This is a genomic window from Actinomadura madurae (assembly GCF_047130825.1).
GTDB lineage: Bacteria > Actinomycetota > Actinomycetes > Streptosporangiales > Streptosporangiaceae > Spirillospora > Spirillospora madurae.
Genome location: NZ_CP083237.1, coordinates 2,540,116 through 2,552,120 on the forward strand (window position 1 = coordinate 2,540,116; position 12,005 = coordinate 2,552,120).

Genomic DNA, 12,005 nt, shown 5'->3' on the forward strand with positions numbered 1-12,005 from the left:
CATGGCTCGCAATCCCCTCAAAAGCAGAACTTGGCCCGTCCCATTGCTAACAGGAGTGACAAAACGGCCGGTCGGACGCGCGTATGCGGCGGGGCCCGACGCTCACCCGATGACAAAGGTTGGCAACCGAATCCGGTCAGTCCGATTACGCAGCGTGAATTGCGGGGGCCCTACCTGGGCGGGTACTCGTGCACCACGACCGCCGCGGCCCGCACCGCCGGATGCCGCTGCAGCACCGCCTCGATCTCGCCCAGCTCCATCCGCACCCCGGCGATCTTGACCTGCCGGTCGACGCGCCCCAGGTACTGCAGGGTGGGCCGGTCCTCGCCGCCCGCGCCCGCCGGCAGCAGCTTCACCGCGTCGCCCGTCCGGTAGAGGCGCCCGGTCGGGGACGCGCCGAACGGGTCGCGGTAGAACGCCTCGCGGGTCCGCTCGTCGTTGCCGATGTAGCCGCGCCCGACGACCAGGCCGCCCACGAACAGCTCACCGGTCTCCCCCACGTCGCACGCCGTCCACGTGCCGTCGTCCTCCGCGCGGAGCACATACAGGCGCGCGTTGACGATCGGAGTGCCGATCGGCAGGCGCAGAAGCTCCAGGTCACCGGACGTCACGGCGTGGTGGGTGACGTCGTCGGAGCACTCGGTCGGGCCGTAGGCGTTGAGGAGCCGGGCGTGCGGCATCGCCTCCAGCCAGCGGCGGGACAGCTCGACCGGCAGCTCCTCGCCGGTGGCGATCATCCATCTGAGGTGCGGCAAGGGCCGTTGCCGGGGGGCCTGGGGGGCCGTCCCCCCGGAATGAGCCGACCCCGGGGCGAGATCGTCCAGGAGGTGCCTGACCATGGTGGGGACGAGCTCGACGACCGTGATGCCCCGCTCGTCCACCGCGCGGGCGAACGCCTCCGGGTCATGGCCCGTCCCGTCGCCGATGACGTCCACCCGGCCGCCGAGCAGCAGCGGGCTGAGCATCTGCCAGATCGAGATGTCGAAGCCGAGCGGCGCGGTGAACGCGAGGACGTCCGCGCCGGTCAGCTCCAGGTCGATGTTCTTCGCCCAGAGGTGGTTGAGCATGCCGCGGTGCTCGACGACCGCGCCCTTGGGGCGCCCCGTCGAACCCGAGGTGAACAGCACGTACCGGGGCTGGTCGGGGGAGGTCAGCCGCGGCTCGCCCGTCCAGGGGGCGAGGCCCTCCGCCTCGGCGGCGCGCACGAGGCGGCAGCCGGCCTCGGCGGCGCCCTCCAGCAGGGCGGGGGCGGTCGCCCCGGCATCGACCGTGACCAGCACGGACGCTCCCGCCTGGTCGAGGACGTCGCGGACGCGCCCCGCCGGCCAGGTCTCGTCGGCCGGGACGTAGAGGGCGCCGACCAGCTCGATCGCGAGGAACGCGGCGATGACCGACGCGCACCGCTCGCCGCCGACGCCGACCACCGTGCCGGGCTCGACGCCCTCCCGTTCCAGGAGCGCGGCCAGGCGCCGGGCCTCGGCGGCCAGTTCCCCATAGGAGAGCGACCGGCACTCGTCGGTCACGGCGGGACGGTCCCGCTCGGCGGCGAACCGCTCCACGCGGGCGATGACGGGATCGGCCAGGTCGACGTCCTGCTCGCGCAGCATCCCGTGCCGCGCGGCCAGCTCGCGGGCCCGCCGGGCCTCTGCCGCGGACACGTCCAGGGCGGGCAGCCCGGCCAGGGGGAGCAGCCGGTCCACGGCGGGTCCGCGAGCGCTCATCATTACTCTCCGTGATGTAGAACTTCTCCGCTGTAACAGCAATACAAGCGGGGCCATAGCTTATGTCCGGCGTCCGGCAGAAGCACCTCGCATTGTGCCCTACCGGCGGGTAATCGGGGGGTTGCGGCGGCAAGATGCGCGAAGGTACCGTGATGAGCCGCCATGGCTCTGGCGTGAAGCCCGCGGCGAACTTCGGGGGAAGATGAGGGAATTGCTTCTTCATTTCAGGGTGGCAGCGTGCCGATAATAACCTCGCCGCAGGATTTCAATGTCGACGACCTTTACGTCGATCTGCGGCATGTCATCGAGCATCCGCTCTACCTCAAATGTGAGGGCTTCAATTTCGCCGGATCGGTGAAGCTGAAGGCGGCCGCGGCGATGGTGGAGGCGGCCGTCCGGGAGGGCGCGATCACCCCGGAATCGATCATCGTCGAGTCGTCGTCGGGCAACCTCGGGATCGCGCTCAGCCTGATCGCCGCGAGCCGCGGGCTGCGGTTCGTCTGCGTCACCGACCCGCGCTGCAACCCGGCGTCGATGCGGGTCATGCGGGCGCTCGGCGCGGAGGTGCGCGTCGTGTCCGGCACGGACGCCAACGGCGGCTACCTCGGGGGGCGCATCAGGTACGTCCAGGAGCTGTGCGCGGAGGACGCGCGGTACGTGTGGCTGAACCAGTACGCCAACCGGAACAACTGGCTGGCGCACTACAGCGGGACCGCTCCATCGATCGACCGCGAGTTCCCTGACCTGGAGGTCCTCTTCGTCGGCGCCGGGACGACCGGCACCCTGATGGGCTGCGCCCGCTACTTCCGGGAGCACCGGCGCCCGGTCACGATCGTGGCGGTGGACGCGGTCGGCTCGGTCACCTTCGGCGGCATCCCCGAGCGCCGGATGGTGCCCGGCCTCGGCACCAGCAGCAAGCCCGCGCTGGTGGACGAGGCCTACATCGACGACGTGGTGCACGTCCCGGAGACCGACACGATCCGGACCGTGCACGCGCTCGCCGCGCGGGGGTTCCTGTTCGGCGGCTCCACCGGCACCGTCGTGTCGGGCGCGTCCCGCTGGCTGGCGGAGAAGTACCCCGGCGAGGACCCGATCGCGGTGGCCATCGCCCCCGACCTCGGCGAACGGTACCTGGACTCCCTCTACGAGGAGAGCTGGGTGCGCGAGCACTTCGGCGACCTCGCCGCTATCCTCGGCGACTGATCATCTAGACGACACGGAGTTTCCATGACGCAGGCCCCCACGTTCGCCGTGATCTCCGGCGCGCAGGTCCACGACGCGGTCGCCGGGCGGGAGCGCGAGGTCACCCGGATGGTCGAGGCGGCCTACCGGCTGCACGGCGAGGGCCGGACCGTCAACCCCGACTCCTACTTCCTGCGGTTCCCCGACCGGCCGTCCGACCGGATCATCGCCCTGCCGGCGTCGGTGCGCGGCGACGTCGGCGTGCACGGCATCAAGTGGATCTCCAGCTTCCCCGGCAACGTCGCGAACGGCATCCCGCGCGCGTCGGCGGTGCTGATCCTCAACGACGCCGAGACCGGCTACCCGTTCGCGTGCCTGGAGAGCTCGATCATCTCCGCGGCGCGCACCGCGGCGTCCGCCGCCCTCGCCGCCGCCACCCTCGCCGATGCCCGCGGGTCCCGGCCGCGCCGCGTCGGCTTCGTCGGGGTCGGCCTGATCGCCCGCTACATCCACACGTACCTCGCGGGGAACGGCTTCACGTTCGACGAGCTCGGGATCCACGACCTCTCCCGCGAGCACGCCGAGGGCTTCCGGGGGTACCTGGAGCGGTCGGAGAAGGGCGGGATCACGATCCACGATTCGGCGGAGTCGCTGATCCGCTCGTCCGACCTGGTCGTCTTCGCGACCGTCGCCGGCGAGCCGCACGTGCACGACCCGGCCTGGTTCGCGCACGACCCGCTCGTCCTGCACGTGTCGCTCCGCGACCTCTCCCCCGAGATCATCCTGGCGTCCTGCAACATCGTGGACGACGTCGAGCACTGCATGAAGGCGAACACGTCCCCGCACCTGGCGGAGCAGCGGGTCGGCAACCGCGACTTCGTCGACGGGACGCTTGACGACGTCCTCACCGGGAAGACCACGCCGCCCGCCGGCAAGCCGGTGGTGTTCTCACCGTTCGGGCTGGGCGTCCTGGACCTGGCCGTCGCGAAGTATGTGTACGACCACGTGTCGTCGTCCGGCACGCTGAACACCGTCCCGGGCTTCTTCCACGAGATGAAGCGCTACGGCTGACGCCCGGTGGCGGCGAGGGACCCGAGAAGGGCCAGGGCCTCGCTGCTCGCCGACCCCGGCTCCGCGTGGTAGACGACGAGTTCCTTCCCGGGGCTCGACCGGACGTCGAACGTCTGCATGGTCAGCGTCAGCGGCCCGACCTCGCGGTGCCGGAACCGCTTGCGTTCGAGCGCCTTGCCGCGGGCGTCGTGCCGCGCCCACAGCTCGGCGAACTCGGGGCTGCGTTCGAGCATCTCGGCGAGGACTCGGCGGACCCGCGGGTCGTGGGGCGCCTCGCCGTGGCCCAGCCGGAAACCGGCCACGCTGTTGCGGGCGACCTCGTGCCAGTCCTGGTAGAACGTCCGGGCGGCCGGGTCGGTGAAGACCACGTGCATGAGGTTGCGCGAGTGCGCCCAGTCGTGGAACAGCGCGTCGGCGATCGCGTTCGACGCGAGCACGTCGTAGGCGCGGTTGTAGACGATCGCGGGGTTGTCCGGCCACGCGTCCATGAGCTGGAGCAGGCCCGGATCCACGTGGTCGCTGCCCGCGCCTGCGCGCGAGCGCGGGCTGAGCCCGGCCAGGCGGAACAGGTGCGAGCGGCCGTCCTCCGCCAGCCGGAGGGCGGCGGCCAGCGCGTCGATCACCTGCGCCGACGGGGCCCGCTCCCGGCCCTGTTCGAGGCGGACGTAGTAGTCGACGCTGACCCCGGCGAGCATCGCGACCTCCTCGCGCCGCAGCCCGGGGACCCTGCGGAACCCGGCGGCGGGAAGACCCACCTCGTCCGGTGTCACCTGGGCCCGCCGGGCGGAGAGGTAGGCGCCGAGTTCGGTGCGCGTCATGCCGCCATGGTAGGTCGCGGTGCGCCGGGGTTCCTGGGTGCGGCACTCCCAGGAACCCCGCGACCTGCCACATAGCCCGCGGACCGGCCACGGTGGTGGCCATGGCAACGAATTCATCGAAGGTCGTCCTGGTCACCGGCGCCAGCAGCGGTATCGGCGAGGCCGTCGCCGCCCGGCTCGTCAAGGAGGGCCACCGCGTGGTCGCGGGGGCGCGGCGGACCGACCGCCTCCAGGCGCTCGCGGACCGCTGCGGCGCCGGCCTGGACCCGGTGCGGCTGGACGTGACCGACCGCGCGGACGTCGCCGCGTTCGTCCAAGGCGCCCGCGACCGGCACGGGCGGGTGGACGTCCTGATCGGCAACGCCGGGGTCATGCCGCTGTCGCGGCTGGACTCCCTCCTCGTCGACGAGTGGGACCGGATGATCGATGTGAACGTCCGGGGCCTCCTGCACGGGATCGCCGCCGCCCTGCCCGTCTTCGCCGCACAGGGCGGCGGGCACTTCGTCACGGTCGCGAGCGTCGGCGCGCACGAGGTCGTCCCGACCGGCGCCGTCTACTGCGGCACCAAGTACGCCGCGTGGGCGATCACCGAGGGGCTGCGCCAGGAGTGCGACCCGTCGATCCGCGTCACGACCGTCTCGCCGGGCGTGGTCACGTCCGAACTCGCCGGCTCCATCACCGACCCCGGAGCCGCGGAGGCCATGCGCACCTTCCGGGCGAACGCCATCGCCCCGGACGCCATCGCCGAGGCGGTCTCCTACGCCCTCTCCCAGCCGGACGGCGTCGACGTCAACGAGATCGTCGTCCGCCCGTCCCGCCAACGACCGTGAAGGAACCCACCATGTCGCTCCCGTCCACCTGGGACCTCACCGGCCGCGTCGCCGTCGTCACCGGCGCCGCCCGCGGCATCGGCCGCGCCACGGCCCTGCTGCTCCGCGACCGCGGCGCCCGCCTGGTCGTCACCGACCGCTCCGACGCCGTCGAGGACCTCGCGTCCGACACCGTGGCGGCCCTGGTCGGCGACGTCGCCGACGAGGACCTCGCGCGCTCGACCGCGCGCCTCGCCCTCGACCGGTTCGGGCGCCTCGACATCCTGGTCAACAACGCCGGCCGGACCCTGAACAAGCCGATCACCGAGACCACGGTCGAGGACTTCGAGGACATCCTGCGCGTCAACGCGCGCGGCAACTTCGTCCAGGCCCGCGAGGCGTTCCGCGCCATGGAGGCCGGCGGCGGCGCGATCGTGTCGATCGCGTCCGTCTCCTCGGTCGTGGCGTTCGAGACGCAGACGGCCTACGCCGCGTCCAAGGGCGCGCTGGCGCAGATGACGCGCGTGCTCGCCATCGAGGGCGGGCCGAAGGGGATCCGCTCCAACGCCGTCCTCCCCGGCGTGATCGACACCGACATCATGGAGGGCGTCGTCGAGAACGGCCGCGCGATGCTCGCCTCCTTCGGCCCGGCCCACCCGATCGGCCGCATCGGCCGCCCCGAGGAGGTCGCCGAGACCGTCGCCTTCCTGGCGTCGGACGCGTCGAGCTTCATCACCGGCGCCCTCGTCGCCGTGGACGGCGGCTGGACCGCGCAGTGATCAGAGGCCGATGGCGGCCTTCTCCCCCATGTAGGAGCCCGCGCCGGGAAACCCGGCGCGGGCCAGCTCCACGAACCGCTCGCCGAACCCGAGCCCCGGCAGATCCGCGAGAGCGACGAACGCCACGGCCCTGATCGGCCTGGTGTCAGTGCCCGCCACATCGCCGAGCACCCCGCCGACCCGCCGGGCCTCGAAGGTGATGTGCACGACGCCCGCCGGCACGTGGTCGCAGACGTAGAGCAGCCGCCCGACCTCGACCTCGGCGCCGGTCTCCTCCCTCATCTCCCGGACCAGCGCGCCGGCCAGGGTCTCCCCCGCCTCGACCTTCCCTCCGGGCAGCGACCACGACCGCCCGCCCCCGGTGTCCTGGTCGAGCAGCAGAACGTGCCCGTCCTCGATGACCACCCCGGTGACCCGAACGGACACTCAGGCCTCCGAGACGTGCTGGAGCAGGTCGAAGACGAACACCGCCTCCATCCGCCGCCCCCTGACTTCGAAGGGCACGACCTGGCAGATCGCATTGGGCATCCGGTTCACCCCCAAGCCGAAGAAGTCCCGCGCCTCGGACAGCAGGACGGCCCAGGGGCGCATCTCCTCCGGCGACCGCATCGGCGTCCCCGACCGCCGCACGAACTTCCGACCGATGATGTATCCGCCGACCTCGGTGTCGAGGGTCGTGTGCTCAAGCCAGAAATCGGGCCAGAGCGGAAGCGCGAACCGGTGCCGCGAGGACCCACCACTGACCGGATCACCCAGGATCGCCGCCAGATCGGCGATCTTCTGATCGCGCAGGCCCCGCCACCGTCCGGCCTCTTCCACCAGACCGGCCGGCGGATCGTCATACGGCGCCGGCGGCTCCAGCACGGCCCCCGGGGCCATGTCGCGCATGTCGTCCAGCAGCGACAGCTGGTAGCCCTCCCTGGTCAGCGTCCGCGGAGGCCGCGGCTCGGGGTCGGCGAACCGCTCGCACGACCAGCACCACCACGGCTCCGGCCCGCCCATGCACGACCCGGTGAAGTAGATCTCGCGACGCTCATGCCGCCGATACAGCTCGTCGCCCACGGGCATGCCGTACTCCACCGGGACCAACGCCCCACCACACCGCTCACACTCAGCCTCCACACCCCCTCAGACGCCACCCGCGCCCCAGGTGTTCGGCAAAGATCGCGAAGAGATGCCTCAGACGAAGTCGGTCGTGTCCAACTCGAACCCGAACGGCTCCGGGAGTGCCAGGCCGTTGCCGACAGTCACCTGATCGGTGCGCGCATGGTCCTCGCCGTCCGGCCTGCTGAACAGCGTCACCCGCTTCTCGTCGCGATCGACGAGAAGGTAGAGCGGGATCTCCGCACGCGCGTAGGCCTGCCGCTTGCCTTCGCGATCCGCTCTCGGTCTCGATGACGTCACCTCAACGACCATGGCGATTCCATCCGGTTCCGACCAGGAGTCGTCGTTGTCGTAGACATCAAGGTCGAGAGGCGCGAACGTCCCGTCCGGGATCACGTAGTTCGGCAGACCGCCGTCGCTGGGCAGGACGAGGCCCATGTTCCCGGAGAAGTCGAACGCGGTCGAACTGTGCAGCATGACCTGGCGGTTGATCCTGGCGATCGTCCGCTCGTACCTGCTACCGGGGGGTGGTGACACGACGATCTCTCCGTCGATCAGCTCGGCTCGGAGACCCTCGGGGGTATCGAGGGCGAGGAATCTGTCCAGGAGACCGCTGTCGCCCTGCGTTGGGGGCTCATCAACCATGACAGTCATGCTCTGCTCCCCTCCTCGCGCACGAGCCTACGAGCAGAGCGTCACCTTTCGAACGCAGATTGCAGTAACCGAGCCTGGCGCATCCAGCGCGTATGGGCCCATCGCCGGATCCACCAAAGGTCAGGCTGATCACGGTCGTCGGGGCGGCGTTAGAGTGAGGTCGTGGGCCCCTTGGCGGAAGACCCGTCGTCGCGGATCAGCGAAGACGATCGTGAGACGGCCGTGCGGCGCTTGCAGGAGGCCTATACCCAGGGGCACATCTCGCATGAGGAGATGGACGAGCTTCTCAATCGGGTGTTCGACGCCGGGACGCACGGCGAGCTGGTGACGGCGCTGGCCTCGCTCCCCGCGGAGAAGGCGCCCACCACGTCCACGATCGCCGCCGTCAGCGGGCGGATCCGGCGGCGCGGCGCATGGCGGGTGCCGCGGGTGCTGAAGGTCGAGTCCGCGTTCGGCCGGGTGCATCTGGACCTGTCCCGGGCTGTCATCGAGCATCCGGTGGTCGACATCGAGCTGCAGCTCACCACCGGCGAGGCGAAGATCACGGTGCCCCGCGACGCGGAGGTCGACGTCGAAGGTCTGCAGACCGTGTGGAAGGACTCGGCCTACACACCACCGCGGCGCTCCCGCCCCGGCGGGCCGAAGATCTTGATCTCCGGCACCATGGGCTTCGGACGCCTGAAGATCCGCCACGCGCGGCGCTGAGGGTCCTCACCGAGGGACGAGCCGGATCACCGGGTACCGCCGGTCGGACTTGCTCTGGTACTTCGCGATGCGCGGCTGGGCCGCGGCGATGCGCCGCCACGCCTGCTCGCGGTCCGCGCCCTCAAGCCGCTGCGGCGTCACGGGCACGGCGTCCTGCCCGGGCAGCTCGATCGCCGCCTGGTCGGGGTGCGCCATCAGGTTGACGTACCAGTCCGGGTGCCGGCTCCCGCCGCCGGACGCGACGATCAGCCGCGCGTCCTCCCCATCGGCGAACCACGCCACGGGCGTCTCGCGATGCCGCCCGCTCCGGCTCCCGACCGTGTTAAGGATCAGCACGTCCATCCCCATGAACCTCTTTCGGCCCCGCCGCACCTTGCGGTTCACGCGGGCGTTCATCCGCTGCTGCATCCACCGTGAGAAGGCTCCGGGCGTCCCGCTCCTACGCTCGCCCTCCTGCTGCTCCTGCGCCATGTCTACCTCCACCTTGTTCTCCATGGAGGCCACGCTAGGAGCGGCCCGCTCCCACCCGCTTCTCGATTCCTGACCGGTCCGCTTCCTCGACCGGCGCCAAGGGGCGACGCGGTGTCACATTGGCCGACGCTCGTTGACTCTGGCTCTGGATTGACAATTCGGGATAACAACTTCTTCGCCATCGAAGATGCAGATGGTGAAGGGAACGGGTGCCATGCGGTATGCGCAAAGTGATCTCGTACTGCGAAAGCACCGCTGGGCGGTGTGGGAGAAGCTGGCCGCCTTGACCGCGGCCGCGGCGGGCCTGGGTTTGACCCTTGCGCCCCTGTCCGTGCGGGCGGCCATCCTGGTTTCCCTCGTGGTGTGGGCGGTGACGGCCGTCCTGCTGGTGGAGAAAGGGCGTCGTGCCACAGGCGTCCGCCGAGGTCCTGTTCATACTCGACGCGCACGGCAACGCGCTCATCAAGGTGGACGGCGATGGCTTCGAAACCGGTGACCTCGACCGGTTCGTGGACGCGCTCGGGCTGCCTTGCAGCGGCCCCGACCATGCCCTCAGCTGGGCCAAATTCGGCAGGATGTATCCCGGCCCGGTCCCGTGGGACAAGCGCCATAGCACGCTGCTCGCGATACTGCTCGTGTCAGTGTTCACCCTTCTACTCGTGGCCGCCATCACCTTCTTGAGCTCCACGGGAAATCTTCCCGAGGCCCCCTGAGCCGAGCCCGTCATCACAATCTGAGCAGCGAAACAACTTCGGCTCGGCGCTTCACTACCCCGGCCGATATTAGGGACGAGCTTCACGACGATCCCGACCCTGGGCGCCCAGGCGCTCCCCCGGCGCCGGCCCTCGGAAAAGTGGGGCGCCGGGGGCGACGTCGGCGGTCTAGGCTGCTTTGCCGTGCAGGAGACACGCCTTGATACAGCTCGGATTCAGGCTGCTCGCCAGGTGATCGACCCCGTTTTTCTCGATACTCCGCTGTACGACTGCGAGGCGCTGGGGCGCGACCTCGGGTGCGCGGTGAGCGTCAAGCTCGAAACGGCGAACCCGGTCCGCAGTTTCAAGGGGCGCGGCACCGAGGTCGTCGCGAGCCGGCTTGCAGGCGGCGGCTCGCGTGCCGCGGTGTGCGCCAGTGCGGGCAACCTCGGCCAGGCCCTCGCCTGGTCCGGTCGCGGCCGGGGGCTCGACGTCGCCGTCGTGGCCTCCCGCTTCGCGCCCGCGGCCAAGCTCGACCGCATCCGCGCGCTGGACGCCCATCTGGAGCTGGTGGACGGCGATTTCGACATGGCTCGCGAGCGGGCGGCGGCCATCGCGCGGCACGACGGCATCCGGCTGGTCGAGGACAGCCTCGACATCGAGACCTGCGAGGGTGCGGCCACCATCGGCCTGGAGCTGGTGGACACCGCGCCGTCGTTCGACACCGTCCTGATCGCGCTCGGCGGCGGTGCGCTGGCCACCGGTGTGGGGCATGTGGTGAAGGCCCTCGCGCCCGATGTCGAGGTGATCTGCGTCCAGCCTCTGGGGGCACCGGCGATGACGCATTCCTGGCGGCAGCGGCGCGTCGTCACGACCGACTCGACCGACACCATCGCCGACGGCGTCGCCGGCCGGTTTCCGATCCAGGCCGTGCTGGACGACCTACTGGTGGTCGCCGACGACGCCGTCCTGGTCGAGGAGGCGTCGATCATCGCCGGGATGCGGATGCTCCTCGGCCACGCGGGACTCGTCGTCGAACCGTCGGCCGCGCTCGGTATCGCGGCGATCCTCGAAGACCGCGACCGCTTCGCTGGCCGGCACGTCGTCACCATCGTGTGCGGCAGCAACGTCGACCTGGACGCCTACCACCGCTGGGTCGGCGCGCCCCCCAGGTAGGCCGCTCAGGCGAATCTGGACGTGTCCAGTTCGATGTCGATGGGTTCCGGGAGAGGGTGGGTCTTGCCGAACGGCACCCACTCGACTCTGCGGTAATCACCCCCCTCCGGGCCGCTGAACAGGCTCACCCTCTGTTCCCTGCGGTCCATGCTCGGTACGAGCAGGCCCTTGTTGCCCGACCAGTGAAACTCGCGCGGGGAGTTCCGCAGCACCTGAAAGTTGATCTTTGCAAGGCACGACTCGTGCATGCCTATGGGGGGCGGGGACACGACGATCTCTCCGTCGATCAGCTCGGCTCGGAAGCCCTCCGGGGTGTCGAGAGCGTGGAAACCTTCCAGGAGAGCTCCGGCGCCCCCCTCCGACAGAGGCTCATGAACCATCGCAGGCATGCCCTGCTCCCTTCCTCGTGAGCGAGGAAGGGAGCAATCCGTCACCGATCTCATACAGATCGTAGTTTCGGGCTGGCGGCCTCGTACGTACCCCGCTTGGCGTCGGGTGGGGCAGATAGAACGGGCGCGAGTGGGCACGGTTTGTCTATGGATGAGCGAGATGCCAGGCGCGGGGACGTTCAGGAGCTCAGTGACTTCGAGCTGACCGTGTACGAGACCGTGGCGGAGATCGACAAGGAGCGGGGCGCGGCCGACTTCGAGACGATCGGGGCGCTCGTCGAGGCGCCCGAGGAGGATCTGTGGGCCGCGCTCGGGCATCTGGTGTCGATCAACCACCTCCACTCGACGAGCAAGGGGTACGTGCTCGGTCCGCACGACTGGGCGCCCTGATCGTCCCGGTGGATGGGAACGCGTGTGAGGCGGGCGCCGGGCCC

15 protein-coding genes are annotated in these 12,005 nt (G+C 70.4%); 8 read left to right on the forward strand and 7 right to left on the reverse strand.

The features are described from left to right. Nucleotides 1-170: 170 nt before the first annotated feature. A complete protein-coding gene (locus K8Z49_RS11445; protein ID WP_412518650.1) occupies nucleotides 171-1,721 on the reverse strand; it encodes an amino acid adenylation domain-containing protein in 1,551 nt (516 codons plus the stop codon). Between the two features lie 237 nt (nucleotides 1,722-1,958). Between K8Z49_RS11445 and sbnA the strand changes: the two genes are divergently transcribed. Together sbnA and sbnB are read left to right on the forward strand one after the other, a co-directional pair. Then, the gene (sbnA, locus tag K8Z49_RS11450; protein ID WP_412518652.1) at nucleotides 1,959-2,924 is read left to right on the forward strand and encodes a 2,3-diaminopropionate biosynthesis protein SbnA; all 966 of its coding nucleotides are present in this window, start codon (nucleotides 1,959-1,961) and stop codon (nucleotides 2,922-2,924) included. Nucleotides 2,925-2,948: 24 nt separating this feature from the next. Next, nucleotides 2,949-3,974: a 2,3-diaminopropionate biosynthesis protein SbnB gene (sbnB, locus tag K8Z49_RS11455; protein ID WP_021592611.1), complete on the forward strand. Its 1,026-nt coding sequence runs from the start codon at nucleotides 2,949-2,951 to the stop codon at nucleotides 3,972-3,974. Here sbnB and K8Z49_RS11460 read toward each other — a convergent pair. Then, complete coding sequence (locus tag K8Z49_RS11460) at nucleotides 3,965-4,792, reverse strand: helix-turn-helix domain-containing protein (protein ID WP_075020443.1); 828 nt, start codon at nucleotides 4,790-4,792, stop codon at nucleotides 3,965-3,967. The two genes, sbnB and K8Z49_RS11460, sit on opposite strands and share 10 nt — an antisense overlap. A 101-nt stretch (nucleotides 4,793-4,893) precedes the next feature. Between K8Z49_RS11460 and K8Z49_RS11465 the strand changes: the two genes are divergently transcribed. Together K8Z49_RS11465 and K8Z49_RS11470 are read left to right on the forward strand one after the other, a co-directional pair. Further along, complete coding sequence (locus K8Z49_RS11465) at nucleotides 4,894-5,622, forward strand: SDR family oxidoreductase (protein WP_021592609.1); 729 nt, start codon at nucleotides 4,894-4,896, stop codon at nucleotides 5,620-5,622. An 11-nt stretch (nucleotides 5,623-5,633) separates the two neighbouring features. Next, entirely contained in the window at nucleotides 5,634-6,380 is a 747-nt protein-coding gene (locus K8Z49_RS11470; RefSeq protein WP_412518655.1) for an SDR family NAD(P)-dependent oxidoreductase, read from the forward strand. Here the strand turns inward: K8Z49_RS11470 and K8Z49_RS11475 are convergent, their stop codons facing one another. The 3 genes from K8Z49_RS11475 to K8Z49_RS11485 form a co-directional block, all read right to left on the reverse strand. Continuing rightward, nucleotides 6,381-6,806, reverse strand: coding sequence for an NUDIX domain-containing protein (locus K8Z49_RS11475; RefSeq protein ID WP_021592607.1), 426 nt, complete (start codon nucleotides 6,804-6,806; stop codon nucleotides 6,381-6,383). It lies immediately after the preceding gene. Continuing rightward, entirely contained in the window at nucleotides 6,807-7,448 is a 642-nt protein-coding gene (locus K8Z49_RS11480; protein ID WP_143118313.1) for a hypothetical protein, read from the reverse strand. It lies immediately after the preceding gene. 111 nt (nucleotides 7,449-7,559) lie between these two features. Then, a complete protein-coding gene (locus K8Z49_RS11485) occupies nucleotides 7,560-8,138 on the reverse strand; it encodes a Uma2 family endonuclease (RefSeq protein WP_412518658.1) in 579 nt (192 codons plus the stop codon). A 162-nt stretch (nucleotides 8,139-8,300) separates the two neighbouring features. On the opposite strand from K8Z49_RS11485, the gene K8Z49_RS11490 reads away from it, so the two are divergent. Then, nucleotides 8,301-8,843: a DUF1707 SHOCT-like domain-containing protein gene (locus K8Z49_RS11490; RefSeq protein WP_075020440.1), complete on the forward strand. Its 543-nt coding sequence runs from the start codon at nucleotides 8,301-8,303 to the stop codon at nucleotides 8,841-8,843. Nucleotides 8,844-8,849: 6 nt separating this feature from the next. Here K8Z49_RS11490 and K8Z49_RS11495 read toward each other — a convergent pair whose 3' ends face one another. After that, entirely contained in the window at nucleotides 8,850-9,338 is a 489-nt protein-coding gene (locus tag K8Z49_RS11495) for a nitroreductase family deazaflavin-dependent oxidoreductase (RefSeq protein WP_412518660.1), read from the reverse strand. Nucleotides 9,339-9,718: 380 nt separating this feature from the next. Between K8Z49_RS11495 and K8Z49_RS11500 the strand changes: the two genes are divergently transcribed. Then, nucleotides 9,719-10,027: a hypothetical protein gene (locus tag K8Z49_RS11500; protein ID WP_412518662.1), complete on the forward strand. Its 309-nt coding sequence runs from the start codon at nucleotides 9,719-9,721 to the stop codon at nucleotides 10,025-10,027. 231 nt (nucleotides 10,028-10,258) lie between these two features. Next, entirely contained in the window at nucleotides 10,259-11,182 is a 924-nt protein-coding gene (locus tag K8Z49_RS11505) for a threonine/serine dehydratase (protein WP_412518664.1), read from the forward strand. A gap of 5 nt (nucleotides 11,183-11,187) precedes the next feature. On the opposite strand, the gene K8Z49_RS11510 is transcribed toward K8Z49_RS11505, so the two are convergent. Beyond that, nucleotides 11,188-11,571: a hypothetical protein gene (locus K8Z49_RS11510; protein ID WP_412518666.1), complete on the reverse strand. Its 384-nt coding sequence runs from the start codon at nucleotides 11,569-11,571 to the stop codon at nucleotides 11,188-11,190. 147 nt (nucleotides 11,572-11,718) lie between these two features. On the opposite strand from K8Z49_RS11510, the gene K8Z49_RS11515 reads away from it, so the two are divergent. After that, entirely contained in the window at nucleotides 11,719-11,961 is a 243-nt protein-coding gene (locus K8Z49_RS11515) for a hypothetical protein (RefSeq protein ID WP_021592600.1), read from the forward strand. The last annotated feature ends 44 nt before the right edge of the window (nucleotides 11,962-12,005 follow it).